The organism is Stenotrophomonas sp. LC732, assembly GCF_052446685.1.
GTDB lineage: Bacteria > Pseudomonadota > Gammaproteobacteria > Xanthomonadales > Xanthomonadaceae > Stenotrophomonas > Stenotrophomonas muris.
Genome location: NZ_CP199214.1, coordinates 3234239 through 3252800, shown reverse-complemented (window position 1 = coordinate 3252800; position 18562 = coordinate 3234239). Strand labels below are relative to the sequence as shown.

Below are 18562 nucleotides of genomic sequence, written 5' to 3'. Positions count from 1 at the left end.
TCCAGCCAGCCGGTGCACAGGTGCACGACAGCCAGCCGATCCACTGTCGTTGCATGAGGTTCCCCATGGCTGCGCAGCAGACCTACCGCCTGTTCGAGGTGGCGCTGAAGGAGCGCCGCGTTCTTTCCCCTTCCCTGGACCGCATGGTGTTCACCGGTGCCGACGTGGCGCGGATGACGACCGGAGGGCCGGACCAGCGCATCAAGGTGTTCTTCCCCTTGCCCGGCCAGGAGGTGCCGCAGGTCCCCAGCGGCGAGGACTGGTACCCACGCTATCGGGCCCTGCCGGACGATCAGCGCCCGCCGATGCGCACCTACACCCTCCGCCAGCTGCGTGCAGAGCAGGGCGAGGTCGATGTTGATTTCGTGCTGCATGGCGAGACCGGGCCGGCCTCGCGATGGGCCATCCATGCACGGCCGGGCGACCGCGTGGTGCTGCTGGCCCCGGATGCTGACTGCGCCGACAGCAGCGAGGGCTGGGAATGGAAGCCGCCGGCCGGCGTTGGCCAGGTGCTGCTGGTGGCTGACGAGACCGCGCTGCCGGCAGTGGCCGGGATTCTCGAGGAACTGGCGGCCAGGGTGGATCCGCCGCGTACGCTGGCCCTGCTGGAAGTGGCGCAGGCCGGTGATGCGGTTCGCCTGAAGGCGCCGGCCACGGCCGAGCTGGTCTGGCTGCCGCGCGGGCGGGCGGCGTACGGGGCGCCCCTGTTGCAGGCGGTGCAGGCGCGCCTGGCCGCCTCGAGCGTGGTCGCTGGCGAAGAACTGGAAGAGATCGACGTTGACGCGCAGATTCTCTGGGAACAGGCCGATGCCAGCGTGGCCGGGCCGCTGTATGCCTGGGTGGCAGGCGAGGCGGGAGCGGTGATGGCGATCCGTCGCCATCTGGTCCGCGAGTGCGGGCTGGACCGCCGCACGATCACCTTCATGGGTTACTGGCGGCACGGCAAGGTGCTGGACTGACCTTGCTGGATCGAGCGCGCGTGAAGCGGTGCTGCGCGTGGGGTGCGCTATCCTTGCGCCCCCTTTCGCAGCGGTACCGCACCATGTCCACCAGCTCCAAGACCCGCCGCGACCAGCGCCGTCGCCGGGAAAAGCAGGCCGCCAACAAGGCCGCTGCCCAGGCCTCGCCGGTGGAGCCGCATGCGGAACTGCGCGACGCGCAGCGCACCCTGCTGGCCGGTGTCGTGCGCCGCGATGGCGAATGGGTGCTGGGCATGGACGGCCGTATCGCCGGCCACAGTGACTCCGCCGCGCAGGTACTGGCGCTGATCATGCAGGCCGGTGAACTGCACGAGCGCAACGGCACGCCGGTGCGCCTGATGTACTCCGATGCGCTGCGCGACGCCGCACAGGCCGAAGCGCAGGAGAAGGGCCAGACCTTCGAGGAGTTCAAGGCGGACCTGGCCGCGGCGATGGCGGCGAAGAAGGACAGCTGACAGGCATTCCGGTAGAGCCGGCCGCTGGCCGGCTGCCCGCGGGGTCTTCATCGCGTGGTTGCCGGCCAGCGGCCGGCACTACCAGGAAGGGGCGGATCCTTGCGGACCCGCCCCTTTTTTCATTTTGCCGCCGGGGCCGCGTTGGCCTGCCAGCCGCACATCTGGCCTTTGCTTGATTGCTGTTCCGGTAGAGCCGGCCGCTGGCCGGCTGCCCGCGGGGTCTTCATCGCGTGGTTGCCGGCCAGCGGCCGGCACTACCAGGAAGGGGCGGATCCTTGCGGACCCGCCCTTTTCTCATTTCGCCGCCGGTGCCGCGTTGGCCTGCCAGCCGCACATCTGGCCTTCGTTCTGCTGCTTCAGCCACTCGTTGACCGGCGTGAAGTACTCGATCATCGGGCCGGCATCGAGCTTGTCGGTGCCGGTCAGCTCCTTCAGCGTGGCCTGCCACGGCTGGCTGGCACCCTTGCTCAGCATCGCCCAGTATTTCTGGCCGGCTTCCTTGTTGCCGTAGAAGGTGCACTCATGCAGCGGGCCCTTGTAGCCGGCCGCGTCGCACAGGCCCTTGTAGAACTGGAACTGCAGGATGCGCGCCAGGAAGTAGCGGGTGTACGGGGTGTTGCCTGGCACGTGGTACTTCGCGCCCGGATCGAAGAACTCCTCGCCACGGGTACTGGCAGGCGCCACGCCCTGGTACTTGGCCTTCAGGTCCCACCATGCCTTGTTGTAGTTGTCGGCGGTGATCGAACCATCGAACACACCCCAGCGCCAGCGGTCGATCATCAGCCCGAACGGCAGGAACGACACGCCCGACAGCGCCATGCGCATCTGGTTGTTGATGACCGCTTCGCGGCTTTCGGTCGGCGCATCGACCAGGCCGATCGAGCTGAGGTACTTGGGGGTCATCGCCAGCACGATGGTGTCGCCGATCGCTTCATGGAACCCATCGTTGGCACCGCCCTGGAACAGCGGCGGCAGCGGGTTGTAGGCCAGGTCGTAATAGATGTGGCCCAGCTCGTGGTAGATGGTGGTGAAGTTCTCTTCGTTCGGCTTGATGCACATCTTGGTGCGCACGTCGCCTTCCATGTTCATGTCCCAGGCGCTGGCGTGGCAGACCACATCGCGGTCATCGGGCTTGATGAACTGGGTGCGTTCCCAGTACGACTGCGGCAGCGACGGCATGCCCAGCGATACGTAGAAGTCCTGCGCGCGTTCGGTCATCTGCTTGGCGGTGCGCAGTTCGGCCTCGCGCTGCGCCTTGTACTGCGCGGCCACGTTGGCATCCTTGCCGGCCTTGGCCAGCGCCGCGCTCAGGTTGGTCTGGTATTGCTTCTCCAGCGCCGCGGTGATGTCCAGGCTGCCGGCGCCCGGGTACGGTTCCAGCTGGTCCCACAGGTTCGACCAGTCCTGCTGCCACATGTTGCCCAGCAGGTGCGCGGCGATCAGGCCGTTGCCCACTTCGGCCTTGTCCTTGCCGTAGGTCTTGTCCAGCTTGCCGCGTGCGTAGCAGTGCAGCTGCTCGTACATCGGCTTGACCTGTTCCCACAGGCGGTCGGTTTCCGGGCCGATCTGCTCCGGCGGCATGTCATAGCCGCTGCGCCACATCTGGCCGGCATCGGTGAAGCCCATGCCCTTGGCGCCTTCGTTCACCAGGCCGACGAACTTCTGGTAGTCGCCGCGCATGTTCTTGGTGGTGCTGTGCCAGCCCTGCCAGGCGTCGAGCTGCTTGTCATAGTCGCGGCTGCGTGCCAGCACCTGCTCCAGCTCGCCCAGCTGGCGGCAGGAGTTCGGATCGTTGGCATCGGTGCAGTACTTGCCGGCGCCATAGCTGCCTTCCATGCGGGTGGCGATCTGGGTCAGCTCGGCCAGCTTGGCCGGGTCGCGCGGTGCCGGCATCGACGACATCAGCTTCAGCAGGTGGATCGCGCGCTTGCTGTCCTCGCTCATCGGCTTGCCGTCGAACTTCGCAGCCTGTTCGATCCAGCTGTTGAGCTGGGTCAGCGAGCGCTCGTTGGCCTTGGCCGCGATGCGTTCCGAATCACTGTTGATGTAGGTGGAGGACAGCCACTGCGCCGAGGTCATCTCCGGGTAGGCGGCCTTGAACTCGGCATTGATGCGGGCCACGAACTGGTCGGCGGTTTCGCCGGCCGGGGCGCTGCTGCTGGCGGTATCGGTGCCTGGGGCAGCTTCCTTCTTGCAGGCGGCCAGGGCCAGCGTGGCGGCGGCGATTGCCGAGGCCAGCAGGAGATGACGGTGTTTCACGGGCGGTCCTTGGGTGGTGAACGACGGCCGAAGGCTAGTGGGCAGCCGCTGCCACCGCAAGTGGCGGAAGTCGGCCGGGCGGCGCCCGGCACCCGCAGAGGCCAGAGCACAAGCAACAGCAACCGCCGAAGCAACCGCAACAGCGGGGTATCCGTGGGATGGCGCGGCGGTGTGGGCTTGCAGGACACGCCGTAAACCCATCCATGGGGGCTCGATGGCGCCATCCATGGCGCCAACGGTCCTGCAAGCCCACACCGCCCCACCTCTGACAGATTCCGTGTGCTGTCGGTAGGTGTCGACCTTGGTCGACACATCTGTCAGGTATCGACAATCAAAATGGGGTCAGATCCGTTTTCCTCCGGAAAACGGATCTGACCCCAAGATCGTTCCAACAGATCGCGGAAAACTGTCGAAGGCGGGGTGGGTCTGGTGGCGGGAGTGTCCGCGGCATGGATGCCGCGGCCAAGCCCCCAAGGATGGGTTTACGGCGTCTCCCGCCACCGGACCCACCCCACCATCCCACGGAATGCACGCTGTTGCTGTTGCTTCGGCCGTTGCCCCGGCAGGTGCAGGGCTGCAAGCCCTGCCGAACACCCCTCAACTCTCGCAGTTGGCGAACACGTCGCGGTCGCGTTCGTACAGCGAGGTCTTCACCTGCATCAGGCCCAGCACCGACGGGAACAGGTTGTCATGGTCGGTATACGCCGCCGAACGCTTGCGCACGCACTGCAGGTCCAGCCCACGGCTGCTGGCGAAGCCTGGCGAGAACCACATCGTCATCGGTACCCGGGTCTGCTCGGCCGGGGCGATGGCGTAGGGCACGCCGTGCAGGAACAGGCCCTTCTCGCCCAGCGACTCGCCGTGGTCGGACAGGTAGATCATCGCCGTGTCGTAATCCTGCATGCCCTGCAGCGTGCCGATGGCCTTTGTCAGGAAGTGATCGGTGTACAGCACGGCATTGTCATAGCTGTTGGTGATCTCTTCGCGCGAGCAACGGCCAATGTCACGGGTATCGCAGGTCGGGGTGAAACGGCGGAATGCGGGCGGATAGCGCTCGAAGTAGGCCGGACCGTGGTTGCCCAGCTGGTGCAGCACCACCACCCGGTCGCCGGGCCTGGCGCGTACCTGCGTGGCCAGGTCCTGCAGCAGGATCTCGTCCATGCAGCGGCCATCGGCGCACAGGCCCGGCGTGGTGGCATCGGACAGGGACTGGAAGTCCAGGCCTTCGCACACGCCCTTGCAGCCGGACTGGTTGTCACGCCACAACGGTGCGATGCCGGCACGGTTCAATACGTGCAGCAGCGACTGGTGCGCGCGGATCTTCTTCTCGTCGTAGTCATGGCGGCCCCACGGCGAGAACAGGCACGGCAACGAAACCTCGGTGCTGGTGCCGCACGAATGCATGTCCGGGAAATTGATCACGCTGGCCTGCGCCAGTTCCGGGGTGGTGTTGCGGCCACCGTTGAGCCCCCAGTTCTGCGCACGCACGGTCTCGCCCATGACGATCACCAGCAGGCGCGGCTTGCTGGCCGGCGCGCGCGGGGTGGCCTTGGCATCGGTGCCGATCGGCAGCTTCGGCGCGCGCTGCACCGGATTGTCGCCACGCAATGCACGCGGCATGCCCAACAGGACATTGGCCGGTGTCGCGAGATAGCGCACTTCACGCTGGTTGCGCATCAGTGCCGAGACATCCTGGAACGAGATCAACGCGCCGCCGACAGCCGTCACTGCCGCCACCACCAGGAAGCCGACGCGCCAGAGCAGGCTGCGGCCCCAGCTGCGGCGGCGCAGCTGCACGCGCCACAGCACCACCATCGGCAGCACTGCCAGCAGCAGTACCGGCCACAGCAGCGATACCGTCATCAGCTCGCGGCTTTCCTTGGGGTCGGTCGCCAGCACGTTGCGCAGCATGTCCGCATCCAGGTAGATGTGGTAGCGGCTCATGTAGTGTGCGGCGAATGCGGTCACCAGCAGCAGCAGGCTGATCACCACTTTGGCGTTCCAGCGCCAGACCAGGATGCCCAGCAGCACGCCGTGCGCACCCAGCAGCAACAGCAGCAGCGACAGCGCGTAGCGCAGGCTGCCCGGATGGCTGGCCATCGCGCTGTGCCAGAACAGGCCGTTGCCGGCCACCGCGAAGAACAGGCTGGTGAAGGCGATCAGTGCTTCGGTGGACAGCTGTGGCCGCCAGTGGCGAAGACCCGCCAGCGCGGAAGGGCGGGCGGGGCGTTGGACCGATGCACTCATGCGTTTGCCTCCTGGCGGTTGGGACGGTCCAGCTGACGGCGGATCAGGATGCCTTTGACGATCAGGTACAGGCCGAGTGACAGCAGCCAACATATCAACGCGGTGGCAACATCATGCGAAAGGAAATGCGCGCCCCGGAGCTGCTGGCTGATGCCGAACACCAGGCCGGTGCCGAGGCCGATCCACAAGCCTGCCCAGCGCCATGACGGGCGCCACAGCAGGGCGAAATAGTACAGGCACAGCCACGCATAGCCTGCGCTGGCGTGGCCGGCAGGGAAGCAGGCCTGTGCGGCCATGCCGGCCGGGCGCTGCGTGAAAAGCCCGATATAGGGCTGATGGCCACCGTAGCGCAGCAGGTCCCAGGGACATTCCATCGGCACCAGGGTCTTCAGCAGGGAGATCACGCCCGTACCCAGCGCCATGGCAATTACGACATAAAGCAGCGCCCATCGCAGGGTGCGATCGCCCCCCTTGCGCCAGTGGTGCACGCACAACAGGATCGCGACCAGCGCCGCCGACGTGCTCAGCCACTTGCCGGCCTTGTGCACCACCGTGCGGGTGACCCAGGCGTCCTGCAACGCCCAGTGGCCACCTTCGAGGCGGAACAGGTGATCGGCCACCCATTGATCACCGCCGAAACCCATCAGCAGCGTAAACACGGGCAGACCGATTGCGACAGGCAGCCAGAAGTGAGTTACGGCGAATCTTGACGCCAGTGGTGATGTCGCAAGCGGCGCTGCCGCATCAATGGGACGAACGGGCATGCTGGGAAGGGGCGGTTCGGGAATCCGCGCTCATGCTCGTCACCTCGATGTCGGAGAAGGGTCGGACGCTCGTTCGTGCCGGGTTAATGTTTGCCCATAACGTGTCAACGTTCAGTCTTCTTCGGCGGTCGATCCGGTCCGCTCGGCGTGGCACTTCGGGTCCCAGGCCGTACCGGGAAGCAGTTGCCAACGATTCCTGTTGGCAATGCCGATGTCGATCACCTTGGCCGGGTCCACGCAGGGGCTCATCGCATCGTCCAGCACCAGCACCCAGCGCTTGCCCGGCGCCTCGGCCAGCCACGGGCCGGCGTCATGCCATTGTTCGGCCCACGGGCGCTTGAAGCCGAACTCGCGCACCGGCCGATCTGCCTGCAGCAGGTTCTGTTCGCGCCAGGCGACCAGTGCCAGCTCCGCATCCGGGCCGATCCGCGCGCCCACCCGGCGCATCACCGCCGACGCTGATGCGTACGGATCCAGCGCCGGGATCAGCACCAGGCCGTAGAGCATCCACAGCATGCCGTGGGTCAGCAACACCAGCGTTGCGGCACGTCGCACCCGCAGCCACACGATCAACGTGGCCAGGGCAATGGCAAAGGTCAGCAGGCCATCTCCCAGCACCGGCAGCAGCGAATCGGGCATCGCCCGCCGTTCCAGCTGCGCCAGGGCCCACGGATGTTCGGTCATCAGCATCACCCCGAGCACACCGGTGGCCAGCATCAGCACCACGGTGTAGCCGAACAGGTAGCGCCGCACGCACAGCCGTCGCAGCAGGCCAGGCAACAGCGGGGCCACCGCCAGCGCCATCGCCGGCAGCATTGGCAGCACATAGACCTCGCGCTTGCCGGGGCTGGCACTGAAGAACACCAGCACCAGCAGCGCCCACCCCAGCAGCAGCCATTGCCGGCGGTCACCACGGCGGATGCGGCGCCACCAGGGTTTGAACAGCATCGGCAGCAGCAGGCTGCCCGGCAGCCACAAGGTCAGGATCACCTGCAGGTAGTACCAGACCGGCTGGCGGTGGTGCCAGGCGTTGGCGTAGCGGGTGCCGGTCTGCTTGAACAGCAGTTCGTGGGCGTAGGACTGCAGGGACGCGCTTGGCTCATGCAGCAATGCCCAGCCCAGCGGGGCAAGCCACACCGCCACGCCCAGCAGGAAGGCCGGGATCAGCCACAGCAGCGTTGCCGGGTGCGGACCGTCCACGCTGCGTCCGCGGCGGCGCTGGTACAGCCACCAGCCGAACCACGGCAGCACCATCAGCAGCGGCAGGAACCCCACGCCCTTGGTCACCGTGCCGAGGCCAGCGGCGAAACCGGCCAGCCACAGCGCGGGCAGGTTGCGGCGCTCGCACAGGTGGCGCATCAGTCCCCACAGGGCCACCGTGGTCATGCCGACCAGCACCATGTCGATCTGCGCGCGCTTGGCCATCAGGCCGAACTGCAGGGTGCAGAACAGCGCCGCGAGGGCGTACAGGGAATGCCGCGGCGACCACAGCCGCCGTGCCAGGTCCGACACCAGCCACAGGCTGAGCAGGGCGCCCAGCAGCGACGGCAGCAGGAACGACCATTGCCAGCTGCCGACCACCTCGTAAGCGGCCGCCTGCAGCCACATGAAGACCGGCGGCTTCTCCGCGTACAGCTCCACGCCCCGGTGCGGCAGCAGCCATTCTCCACTTTCGACCATGGTACGGGCCGCCAGCACGAAGCGCGGCTCGTCCGGCGGCTGCGGCTGGCGCAGGCCGATACCGGCGGCCAACGCGGCGATGATCAGCAGCCACAACAGGGGCAGGCGCCAACGGCGGGGCAGGGCTACGGGCACGGCAGGCTCCGGGAGCAAAACCGCCACTCTGACGTGGCTGGGGTAGGAAAGGCGTCGGAGCGGGCGCAGGGCGACCGCATTCCGACATGGTCGGCGCTACCATGGTACGAACTTCCGTGGATCTTTCGTGCATGCGTCTGTTGGTGATCGAGGACAACCGCCAGCTGGTGGCCAACCTGTTCGACTATTTCGAGTCGCGCGGGCACGTGCTCGACGTGGCCCCGGATGGCATCACCGGCCTGCACCTGGCAGGCAGCCACCCCTACGATGCGGTGATCCTGGACTGGATGCTGCCGCGCATGGAGGGGCCGGAGGTGCTGCGTCGCCTGCGCGCCGAGCACGCGTCGGAGGTGCCGGTGATCATGCTGACCGCGCGCGACGAGCTGCCGGACAAGATCGCCGGCTTCCGCGCCGGTGCCGACGACTACCTGACCAAGCCGTTCGCCCTGCCCGAGCTGGAAGTGCGGCTGGAGGCGCTGCTGCTGCGCGCGCAGGGCCGCAATCCGCGCAAGCGCCTGCAGGTGGGCGACCTGGTGCTGGACCTGGCGACCCTGGAAGCCCAGCGTGGTGGCCAGGTGCTGCACCTGTACCCGGCCTGCCGCAAGCTGCTGGAAGTGCTGATGCGCGCCAGCCCCGGTGCGGTCACCCGCCAGCAGCTGGAGTTCGCCCTGTGGGGCGACGAGCCACCGGATGGCGATCTGCTGCGCTCGCATGTCTACGAGCTGCGCCGCAGCGTCGACGGCCCGTTTGCCGACAAGCTCATCCATACGCTGCCGCGGGTGGGCTATCGGTTGGCGCTGATGGACGCTGCCGACGCAGGCAGGAATGCTGATGAGGGCGCGTAAGCCGGGGCCGCTGTACCGGCGGGTGGTGTGGTGGTTGCTCGGGTACCTGGCACTGCTGTCGATTGCAGTGTTCAGTGTCGGCAACTACGTGCACGAACACGCCGAGCACGCCGCGTGGCGCGCGCTGCTCAATTCCGAACTGGACAGCATCGTCGAGCATGTCGAGCACGAACCTCACTATCGCTGGCAGGACTCGGACACGCTGAGCCTGTACCGCTTTGACGCGGTCAATCTGCCAGAGAGCCTGCGCTCCCTGCATCCTGGGTTGCATGACGGAGTGATGGTCAAGGGCCGCGAGACGGCGGTGATGGTCCGTGAAACGCAGTCGATGGGACGGGTGGCGCTGGCGCTGGACATCTCCGATTTCCATGACCTGGAACAGTTCGCCACGCGCTGGGTGATGCTGGCCGGGGTGATCATGATCTTCGTCACCGTGCTGATGGCGTCGTTCGGCATGGAGCGGATGGTGCGTCCGTTGAGCCTGCTGGCACAACACATTGCCGGGCTGCGGCCGGGCGTGCAGGGCCAGCGTATCGAAGTCGATCCGCGCGGCAGCGCCGAGCTGCATACCATCGCCGGTGCGTTGAACGACTACCTGGACCGCAACGAGCAGTTCGTCGAGCGCGAGCGGGTCTTCATCAGCACCGCCAGCCACGAACTGCGCACGCCGATCGCGGTGATGACCGGTGCTGCCGAGCTCGCGCTGGAGCAACCGGGCCTGCCCGAGCGCGCCCGCCAGCAGATGCAGCGGGTGTTGCGCACAGCGCAGAGCGTGGAGCAGCTGATCGAGCTGCTGCTGGTGCTGGCGCGTGATCCGGCACGCCTGGCCGCGCGTGCCGAGCGCATCGCCCTGGACCAGCTGCTGCCGGAGATCGTCGACGACCATCGCCACCTGCTCGGTGACAAGGACCTGAGCATCGGCATCCAGGCGGCGCCGGTGGATATCGTTGCGCCGATGGCAGTGGTGCAGGCGGCGATCGGCAACCTGCTGCGCAATGCCATCGAGAACAGCGGCCGCGGCCATATCGAGCTGCAGTTGAGTGCGTCGGCGGTGCTGACGCTGCAGGACCCAGGGCATGGCATGAGCCCGGAGGAGATTGCCGCCATCCACGCGCGCATGGCCCGTGGCGGACGCGCCGATCGTGGCGGCGGCATCGGCCTGGACCTGATCGCGCGGTTGTGCGAGCACCTGGGCTGGACCCTGCAGCTGCAGCCCTGCGAGCCGCGCGGAACGCGTGTCACGCTCGATTTCAGTGCCTCGCGCCCGGCCTGATCCGGCCGTCCTGGTAGATGCCAACCTTGGTTGGCATGCGGCCCGTCGACCAAGGTCGACGCCTACCCACGCAATGGCTGTTCGCATTACCGCCCGTTCGGCCGCGCCACGTGCTGGTCGATCAGGATCACGTTGCCGTCGGGATCGGCCAGCTGCAGGTAGCCGGTCCCCTGGCCATCGGGGTCAGTGCGGACTGCCAGTTCGATGCCCTTGGCATCCAGTTCCGCCTGCAGTTCACGCACATCCTGGAAGTGGGGCAGCTCCTGCCTGTGCTGGTCCCAGCCGGGGTTGAAGGTCAGCAGGTTGCCCTCGAACATGCCCTGGAACAGCCCGATGACCGTGCCGTTGCTGCGCATTACCAGCCAGTTCTGCGTGGGATCGCCACCGGTGACCGAGAACCCGAGGGCTTCGTGGAACGCACGGGAGGCGGCCAGGTCCTTCACGGACAGGCTGACAGAGAAGGCACCAAGCTGCATGGGCCTGCTCCACAACGGTGATGCCGCAATCGTCGTCAATGCAGGGGAAGGCGACAAGCAGCGCAGCATGACCAGGCGTGAAGACAATGTTAATCTCGACCTGCGCCGCTTCATGCGGCGCTTTTTTTTCTCCGCTCTTTCGATCGACAGAGGATCCCATGCCGACCGAACCCGCTACCGCCCTGATCAGCAACGACATCGTTGGACTGGGCGTGATTGCCGCCACCCTGGCCCTGATCTTCTGGGCCGCCAGTGGTCCGACCCCGTTGTTGAAGAAGATCTTCGCCTGGGTGCCGGCACTGCTGCTGTGCTACTTCATCCCCGCCATCTACAACACCGCCGGTGTCATCGATGGCCACAACACCTCGCTGTACAACCCGGTCGCGCGCGACGTGCTGCTGCCCGCTGCGCTGGTCCTGCTGACACTGTCGATCGACCTGAAAGGCGTCATCAAGCTCGGCCCAAAGCTGCTGATCGTGTTCTGCGCCGGTACCGCCGGCATCATGCTCGGCGCCATCGTCTCGTTCCAGCTGATGAAGCTGATCCATCCGGAAACGGTGGCCGGTGATACCTGGGCCGGCATGGCCGCGCTGGCCGGCAGCTGGATCGGTGGCGGCGCCAACATGGTGGCCATGCGCGAGGTGTTCGGCACCGATGCCACCACCTTTGGCCAGTTCGCGGTGGTCGACGTGGCCTGCGCCAGCCTGTGGATGGCGATCCTGCTGTTTTTGGCCAACCGCGCGCAGCAGATCGATACCCGCAACGGTGCCGACACCCGCGCCATCGACGAGATGAAGGCACGCATCAGCGCCTACGAGGCACAGAACGCGCGCATTCCCAGCATGACCGACCTGATGGTGATCGTTGGCGTGGCATTGGGTGGCGTCGGCCTGGCCCATGCCATCGCCGCGCCGTTGTCGGGCTGGTTCAAGGCCAATGTCAGCTGGGCCAGCCAGTTCAGCCTCGACAGCCAGTTCGTCTGGGTGATCCTGTTGTCCACGGCGATGGGCCTGGGCCTGAGCTTCACCCGTGCGCGCCGGCTGGAAGCCGCAGGCGCTTCGCGGCTGGGCACGGTGTTCCTGTACTTCCTGATCGCCTGCATCGGCATGCAGATGAACCTGCTGTCGCTGCTGGATCGGCCGTGGCTGTTCCTGCTTGGCGCGATCTGGATGGCCACGCACGTGCTGGTGCTGTGGGGGGTAGCCAAGCTGCTGCGCGCGCCGCTGTTCTTCTTCGCGATCGGTTCGCAGGGCAACATCGGCGCGTCCGCCTCGGCCCCCGTGGTGGCCGCAGCCTTCCATCCGACGCTGGCGCCGGTGGGCGTGCTGCTGGGTACGGTGGGCTATGCCACCGGCACCGGGCTGGCGTATGTCACCGGCCTGATCCTGAAGTGGATGGCCGGCGCCTGAGTCCTGGCCGGACGATCCTGTTGCGGATTCGCGGCGTGCGCCGCGAACCCGCTCTGCCCGTGTAGAGCCGAGCCCGCGCTCGGCTTTCTTTTGCCTGCTGAAAGGCAGGCCTGGCCCTCAGCAGCAGCGCCCGCCGTTGCGCCCGCCGTAACGCGCTTCCTGGCGCTCGCGGAAGAACGTCTTGTAGTCCATCGGCTCCTGGTCCGGGTGCTTATCCAGCATGTGCCGGACGTAGTTGTCGTAGTCAGGAATGCCACAGCACAGTCGTGCGGTCTGCACCAGGCGCCGCCAGATGCGGCGGTGCGCCTGGTACTGGCCGGCGGGAACCAGTTGCGTGCTCATCACAGATCCACCATTTCATGCGGCTTCAGCGCCACGTACGGGGTCTCGCGGTCGCTGCGCTGCGGGTTGCGGCGTGCCGCCAGGATGGTCTTGATCGAATACACCAGCACCGCGCCGACCACCAGCAGGAACAGCGCGGTCAGGCCGGTGTTGACGTAGGCGTTGACCACGATCTGCTTCATCTGCGCCACCGACTTGGCCGGTGCAGTGATCGTATCGCTGGCGAGCGCGGCCTGGAACTTGTGTGCCTGCGCCAGGAAACCCTGCGCCGGGTTGCTGTCGAAGATCTTGATGAAGCCGGCGTAGGTGGTGCAGATCAGCAGCCACACCGCCGGTACCGCAGTGACCCACGCATAGCGGTCACGCTTCATCTTGAACAGCACCACCGTGCCCAGCATCAGCGCGATGCCAGCCAGCATCTGGTTGGAGATGCCGAACAGCGGCCACAGCGTCTGGATGCCGCCGAACGGATCGACCACGCCGGTGTAGAGCAGGTAGCCCCACAGCGCCACGCAGCCGGCGGTACCGATGATGTTGGCGGTCCACGACTCGGTCTTCTTCAGGGCCGGCACGAAGTTGCCCAGCAGGTCCTGCAGCATGAAGCGCCCGGCGCGGGTACCGGCGTCCACCGCGGTCAGGATGAACAAGGCTTCGAACAGGATCGCGAAGTGGTACCAGAACGCCATCATCGCGTCGCTGCCACTGGGAATCGCTTCGTGCAGGATCTGCGCGATGCCTACCGCCAGCGTCGGTGCACCACCGGCGCGGTGCAGGATGGTCGGTTCACCAATGGCGGCCGCGGTCGCGGTCAACTGCTCGGGGGTAATGGTGAAGCCCCAGGTGTTGGTGATGTAGTGCGCCGCCGAGGCTGCATCGGCACCGATCACGGCGGCCGGGCTGTTCATCGCGAAGTAGATGCCCGGATCGATGATCGAGGCCGCCACCAGCGCCATCACCGCCACGAACGATTCCATCAGCATGCCGCCGTAGCCGATGTAGCGCATGTGCGCTTCATTGGCCAGCAGCTTCGGCGTGGTGCCGGAGGAGATCAGTGCGTGGAAACCGGAGACCGCACCGCAGGCGATGGTAATGAACAGGAAGGGGAACATGCCGCCCTTCCACACCGGGCCATCACCGCTGGCGGCGAACTGGGTCAGCGCCGGCATCTTCAGTTCCGGCATCACCACCAGGATGCCGATGGCCAGCGCGATGATGGTGCCGATCTTGAGGAAGGTCGACAGGTAGTCGCGCGGGGCCAGCAGCAGCCACACCGGCAGCACCGAGGCGACGAAGCCGTAGCCGATCAGCATCCAGGTGATCTGGGTGCCGGTGAAGGTGAACGCCGGCCCCCACACCGGGTCGGCGGCGACCTTGCCGCCGTACCAGATCGCGGCCAGCAGCAGGATCAGGCCAACCACCGAAATCTCGCCGATCCTGCCGGGGCGGATGTAGCGCATGTACACGCCCATCAGGATCGCGATGGGCATCGTCGCGATCACCGTGAACATGCCCCACGGGCTTTCGGCCAGCGCCTTGACCACCACCATCGCCAGCACCGCCAGGATGATGATCATGATCAGGAACGCACCGAACAGGGCGATGGTGCCGGGTACCTGGCCCATCTCCTCGCGCACCAGGTCACCCAGCGAGCGGCCGTTGCGACGGCTGGACAGGAACAGCACCATGAAGTCCTGCACTGCGCCGGCCAGTACCACGCCCACCACCAGCCACAGCAGGCCGGGCAGGTAGCCCATCTGCGCGGCCAGCACCGGGCCGACCAGCGGGCCGGCACCGGCAATGGCGGCGAAGTGGTGGCCGAACAGCACGTGCTTGTTGGTCGGCACGTAGTCCAGGCCATCGTTGTTGATCACCGCCGGGGTGGCCCGGGTCGGATCCAGCTGCATCACCTTGTTGGCGATGAACAGGCTGTAGAAGCGGTAGGCGACCAGGTACAGCGAGACCGCGGCCACCACGATCCACAGTGCGTTGATGTGCTCGCCGCGGCGCAGGGCGACGGTGCCCAGACAGAATGCGCCGAGCAGGGCGAGTGCCGCCCAGCCCAGTTTGGAAAACCCTTTCATGAGGTGCTCTCTCCCGGAAAGACAGTCAAAGAGTCCTGCTTGCCCACGACAGGGTCAATTGGCACAGGACGAATCGGCGGTAGTACTTTGGTCGTACGACGGTGGCGCTGACGTGCAGCCAACATCAGGGATGGAACAATTGGTTGCGGTGCCATCCATTGGCGTACGGCCATGTGGCGTCCATCTTCAGGGGCATCCATCCCACAGGAGTCGCCATGAGCCTTCCCGAACCGGTCCGCGTGCTGCGCACCATCCGTGGCATGCCCACCTCCGACGGTGCCGGCGTGCGCCTGACCCGCGTCATCGGCGGCCCGACGCTGCCGGACCTGGACCCGTTCCTGCTGCTCGATGAATTCGGCACCGACCGGGCCGAGGACTACATCGCCGGCTTCCCGGAACACCCGCACCGCGGTTTCGAGACCGTCACCTACATGCTCGACGGACGCATGCGGCATCGCGACAACCATGGCAACGAAGGCCTGTTGACCCCGGGCAGCGTGCAGTGGATGACCGCTGGCCGCGGCCTGGTGCACTCGGAGATGCCCGAGCAGGAAAGCGGGCAGATGCGTGGATTCCAGCTGTGGGTGAACCTGCCGGCGAAGGAGAAGATGACCGAGCCGAAGTACCAGGAGTTCGCGCCCGAGCGCATTCCCGTGGTGCAGCCGGCAGCCGGCGTGGAAGTGAAGGTGATCGCCGGCTCGGTCGACGGCACCCGCGGCCCGATCGTGCAGCCGGCCACCGAGCCGCTGTATCTCGACATCACGTTGGCGCCCGACCGGGCCTGGACTTACACGCTGCCGGAAGGCCACAACGCCTTTGCCTATGTATTTGAAGGCGGACTGACGGTGGGTGAACAGGACGCCGCCCGTGATGTTGCGCGCCAGGAGCTGGCGGTGCTGGGCGGCGGCGAACAGCTGCATGTTTCGGCTGGCAGCGAAGGCGCGCGGCTGATCCTGGTGGCCGGCCGTCCGTTGCGCGAGCCGGTGATGCGGCACGGCCCGTTCGTGATGAACACGCGGCAGGAACTGATGCAGGCCTTCGTCGATTTCCAGGAAGGCAGGTTCTGAGGTAGTGCCGGCCGCCGGCCGGCACCTGCTTTTGATCAGGACCGAAGGGTTTGCCGGCCGGCGGCCGGCACTGCCTGCCGATCGAGGTGCATTGCGGGGATGCTGCCAGGCAGTCATCCCCGTCACCTTCAGCGCCCGGCGGCCACGGCCGAAGGGGTCAGGCTCATGCCCTGCGCCAGCTGCTGCAGTGAGCTCAGCTCCTGCGCGCTGTCCGGATACAGCGCAATCTGCGCGTAACGCCCTTTGTCGATCTTGACCACGCTGATGCGCCGTTCGGCGTAACCCGGCGGTTGCTGGCCGCCCAGGTCGGGCTGGTACCAGTACAGCGATTCACCGCCGAAGCTGCCTTTTTCCTGGCGCAGCGAGCGGCTCAGCGGAATGGCGGGGTCACGCGCGCTGAGCATCAGGCTCAGTACTTCGCGGCCATCAGGGGTGCTGGCGCGGCAGACCAGGAAATCGGCCTGCACCTGCTGCTGCCACTGCAGGCCACTGCTGGCTGGCAGCGAAGGACATTCGGACGGCGCCTGCGCGGCGGCCTGGGCCGCAGCGAACAGCAGGCTCGACAAGATGACAGGCACGAACTTCATGCATCCCCCAAGGTGATGAGTTGTTTGGCTCCGCCAGCAGGGCCGGCGGCCGTGGCATCCCATCCCCGGATGCCGCCCCATCCGGCATGTGCACGGACGGTCAACTCAACCTTAACGGAACGTGAGCAATCGCACAATTCGCGGTTGCAGACGTAACCATTGCGGCCGAGGGTCGGCCGCAATGGGAGTCGCGAGGATCAGCGGTCGCTGCCGATCCACTTGTAGATCAGGCCGCCGATCGCGCCGCCCAGCAGGGGAGCGACCCAGAACAGCCACAGCTGGCTGACTGCGCCGCTGCCGGCAAAGAAGGCCACGGCGGTGGAGCGGGCCGGGTTCACCGAGGTGTTGGTGACCGGAATGCTGATCAGGTGGATCAGGGTCAGCGACAGGCCGATCGCCAGCGGGGCGAAACCGGCCGGTGCCTTGCCGTGGGTGGAACCCATGATCACGATCAGGAACACCGCCGTCAGCACCACTTCGCACAGGAAGGCGGCTGCCACGCTGTAGCCGCCGGGCGACAGCACGCCATAGCCATTGCTGGCGAACGCACCCGCCTGGCTGCCGTCGATGGCGAAGCCAGTGGCGCCGGAGGCGATCTGCAGCAGGATGAAGCCGGCCAGCAGGCCGCCGGCAACCTGGGCGATGATGTAGGGCACCAGATCCCTGGTCGGGAAACGACCACCGGCCCACAGCCCGACGCTGACTGCCGGGTTGAAGTGCGCGCCGGAGATATGGCCGAACGCATAGGCGCCGGTCACCACGGTCAGGCCGAAGGCCAGCGCCACGCCGAGGAAACCGATACCCAGCGGATTGCCGTCGCCACCGAACTTGGCGGCCAGCACCGCACTGCCACAGCCACCCAGAACCAGCCAGAACGTGCCGAGGAACTCGGCGGACAAGCGTTTACCCATGCTCATGTGTTGCACTCCTTTGACGGTCGAAAGTGTGATTTATGTCACATTTCAATGATCAGCGGGTGACTGTCGCGTCAACGCCGGGTGCAGGGATACACCTTCAGATGTGTGCAACACGCGATGTTCAGTACTGCGGAAGTGGGATGAATTCCTTGTCGTCGCCCGGAATGGTGCCGAAGCGGCCGGCTTCCCAGTCGTGCTTGGCCTGCTCGATGCGCTCCTTCGAGCTCGACACGAAGTTCCACCACAGGTGGCGCGGGCCATCCAGCGGCTCGCCACCGAACAGCATCGCCTTCACCGGCGTCTTCGCGCGCAGGCGGCCGCGTGCACCGGCTTCGGGGATCACCAGGTGCTGCGCGGGAATATCCACGCCATCCAGCTGCGCGTCGCCCTCGAGGATGTACAACGCGCGCTCGCGGTGGCCGTCGTCGATATCGATTTCCGCATCGGGGTCGAGATCGATTGCCACGTTGAGGGTGTCGGCGAACACCTTCACCGGCGATTCCTCGCCGTACGCACGGCCGGCGATCACCCGCAGCCACGCGCCGTTGCGACGCTGCTCGGGCAGGGTGGCAGCGGCATGGTGGTAGAACGCCGGCTCGATCTCTTCATGCGACTTCGGCAGCGCGACCCAGGTCTGCATGCCGTGGATCGGGTTGTCGTGATCGCGGTCCGGCTGCGGCGTGCGCTCGGAATGGGCGATACCGCGGCCGGCGGTCATCCAGTTGACGTCACCGGGACGGATCACCTGATCCGAACCCAGCGTGTCGCGGTGGCCGATCGCGCCCGACCACAGGTAGGTGACGGTGGCCAGGCCGATATGCGGATGCGGGCGCACGTCGATGGCGGTGCCGGGGTGCATGAGTGCCGGGCCCATCTGGTCGACGAACACGAACGAGCCGATGCTGCGCGCCTGCAGGGTGGGGACGGCGCGACGGACTTCCAGGCCGCCGATGTCGTGCACGCGCGGGGCGATGATGGTGGTCATGCGGGCGTTCTCGCTGGCAGGGATCAGGTGGTGAGCATCGCATGCAGCTGTGACGGGCAC

General features: G+C 66.6%; 16 protein-coding genes. 6 read left to right on the top strand and 10 right to left on the bottom strand.

Translation table 11 applies throughout. The features are described 5' to 3' along the window. Positions 1 to 65 precede the first annotated feature (65 nt). Together ACT6SE_RS15555 and ACT6SE_RS15550 are read left to right on the top strand one after the other, a co-directional pair. Positions 66 to 959, top strand: a complete 894-nt coding sequence (locus tag ACT6SE_RS15555) for a siderophore-interacting protein (protein ID WP_046431970.1) — start codon at positions 66 to 68, stop codon at positions 957 to 959. A gap of 83 nt (positions 960 to 1042) precedes the next feature. Next, positions 1043 to 1435, top strand: a complete 393-nt coding sequence (locus ACT6SE_RS15550; RefSeq protein ID WP_046431969.1) for a hypothetical protein — start codon at positions 1043 to 1045, stop codon at positions 1433 to 1435. Between the two features lie 294 nt (positions 1436 to 1729). Here ACT6SE_RS15550 and ACT6SE_RS15545 read toward each other — a convergent pair whose 3' ends face one another. The 4 genes from ACT6SE_RS15545 to ACT6SE_RS15530 form a co-directional block, all read right to left on the bottom strand. Then, complete coding sequence (locus ACT6SE_RS15545; protein ID WP_032960031.1) at positions 1730 to 3694, bottom strand: M2 family metallopeptidase; 1965 nt, start codon at positions 3692 to 3694, stop codon at positions 1730 to 1732. A gap of 597 nt (positions 3695 to 4291) precedes the next feature. Then, positions 4292 to 5941 (bottom strand): phosphoethanolamine transferase, encoded by a 1650-nt coding sequence (locus ACT6SE_RS15540; protein ID WP_046431967.1) that lies wholly within the window; start codon positions 5939 to 5941, stop codon positions 4292 to 4294. Beyond that, positions 5938 to 6705 (bottom strand): phosphatase PAP2 family protein, encoded by a 768-nt coding sequence (locus ACT6SE_RS15535; protein ID WP_041863683.1) that lies wholly within the window; start codon positions 6703 to 6705, stop codon positions 5938 to 5940. Before ACT6SE_RS15535 ends, ACT6SE_RS15540 begins: the two co-directional genes overlap by 4 nt. A 111-nt stretch (positions 6706 to 6816) precedes the next feature. Next, the gene (locus tag ACT6SE_RS15530) at positions 6817 to 8520 is read right to left on the bottom strand and encodes an ArnT family glycosyltransferase (protein WP_049420433.1); all 1704 of its coding nucleotides are present in this window, start codon (positions 8518 to 8520) and stop codon (positions 6817 to 6819) included. A gap of 131 nt (positions 8521 to 8651) precedes the next feature. Here ACT6SE_RS15530 and ACT6SE_RS15525 point away from each other — a divergent pair, with 131 nt between their 5' ends. After that, the gene (locus tag ACT6SE_RS15525) at positions 8652 to 9365 is read left to right on the top strand and encodes a response regulator transcription factor (RefSeq protein ID WP_014648011.1); all 714 of its coding nucleotides are present in this window, start codon (positions 8652 to 8654) and stop codon (positions 9363 to 9365) included. Continuing rightward, complete coding sequence (locus ACT6SE_RS15520) at positions 9352 to 10638, top strand: sensor histidine kinase (protein WP_014648010.1); 1287 nt, start codon at positions 9352 to 9354, stop codon at positions 10636 to 10638. The genes ACT6SE_RS15525 and ACT6SE_RS15520 overlap by 14 nt, the downstream gene beginning before the upstream one ends. Positions 10639 to 10724: 86 nt before the next feature. Here ACT6SE_RS15520 and ACT6SE_RS15515 read toward each other — a convergent pair whose 3' ends face one another. Next, on the bottom strand, positions 10725 to 11114 hold the full coding sequence (locus ACT6SE_RS15515) for a VOC family protein (RefSeq protein ID WP_014648009.1): 390 nt from the start codon (positions 11112 to 11114) through the stop codon (positions 10725 to 10727). 158 nt (positions 11115 to 11272) lie between these two features. On the opposite strand from ACT6SE_RS15515, the gene ACT6SE_RS15510 reads away from it, so the two are divergent. Continuing rightward, a complete protein-coding gene (locus ACT6SE_RS15510) occupies positions 11273 to 12523 on the top strand; it encodes a DUF819 family protein (RefSeq protein ID WP_046431961.1) in 1251 nt (416 codons plus the stop codon). Positions 12524 to 12640: 117 nt separating this feature from the next. On the opposite strand, the gene ACT6SE_RS15505 is transcribed toward ACT6SE_RS15510, so the two are convergent. Both ACT6SE_RS15505 and ACT6SE_RS15500 read right to left on the bottom strand, forming a co-directional pair. Further along, positions 12641 to 12865 (bottom strand): YbdD/YjiX family protein, encoded by a 225-nt coding sequence (locus tag ACT6SE_RS15505; protein WP_032958992.1) that lies wholly within the window; start codon positions 12863 to 12865, stop codon positions 12641 to 12643. Further along, positions 12865 to 14946, bottom strand: coding sequence for a carbon starvation CstA family protein (locus ACT6SE_RS15500; protein WP_014648006.1), 2082 nt, complete (start codon positions 14944 to 14946; stop codon positions 12865 to 12867). The genes ACT6SE_RS15505 and ACT6SE_RS15500 overlap by 1 nt, the downstream gene beginning before the upstream one ends. 215 nt (positions 14947 to 15161) lie before the next feature. On the opposite strand from ACT6SE_RS15500, the gene ACT6SE_RS15495 reads away from it, so the two are divergent. Beyond that, positions 15162 to 16013, top strand: a complete 852-nt coding sequence (locus tag ACT6SE_RS15495) for a pirin family protein (RefSeq protein ID WP_014648005.1) — start codon at positions 15162 to 15164, stop codon at positions 16011 to 16013. Positions 16014 to 16141: 128 nt separating this feature from the next. On the opposite strand, the gene ACT6SE_RS15490 is transcribed toward ACT6SE_RS15495, so the two are convergent. The 3 genes from ACT6SE_RS15490 to ACT6SE_RS15480 all read right to left on the bottom strand — a co-directional run bounded on the left by ACT6SE_RS15490 (position 16142) and on the right by ACT6SE_RS15480 (position 18502). Next, positions 16142 to 16600 carry a hypothetical protein gene (locus tag ACT6SE_RS15490; RefSeq protein WP_014648004.1) on the bottom strand — a complete coding sequence of 153 codons (459 nt, stop codon included), beginning with the start codon at positions 16598 to 16600 and terminating at the stop codon, positions 16142 to 16144. Positions 16601 to 16797: 197 nt separating this feature from the next. Beyond that, on the bottom strand, positions 16798 to 17517 hold the full coding sequence (gene aqpZ / locus ACT6SE_RS15485) for an aquaporin Z (protein WP_046431960.1): 720 nt from the start codon (positions 17515 to 17517) through the stop codon (positions 16798 to 16800). Positions 17518 to 17638: 121 nt separating this feature from the next. Further along, positions 17639 to 18502: a pirin family protein gene (locus ACT6SE_RS15480; RefSeq protein ID WP_005410608.1), complete on the bottom strand. Its 864-nt coding sequence runs from the start codon at positions 18500 to 18502 to the stop codon at positions 17639 to 17641. Positions 18503 to 18562: the final 60 nt, after the last annotated feature.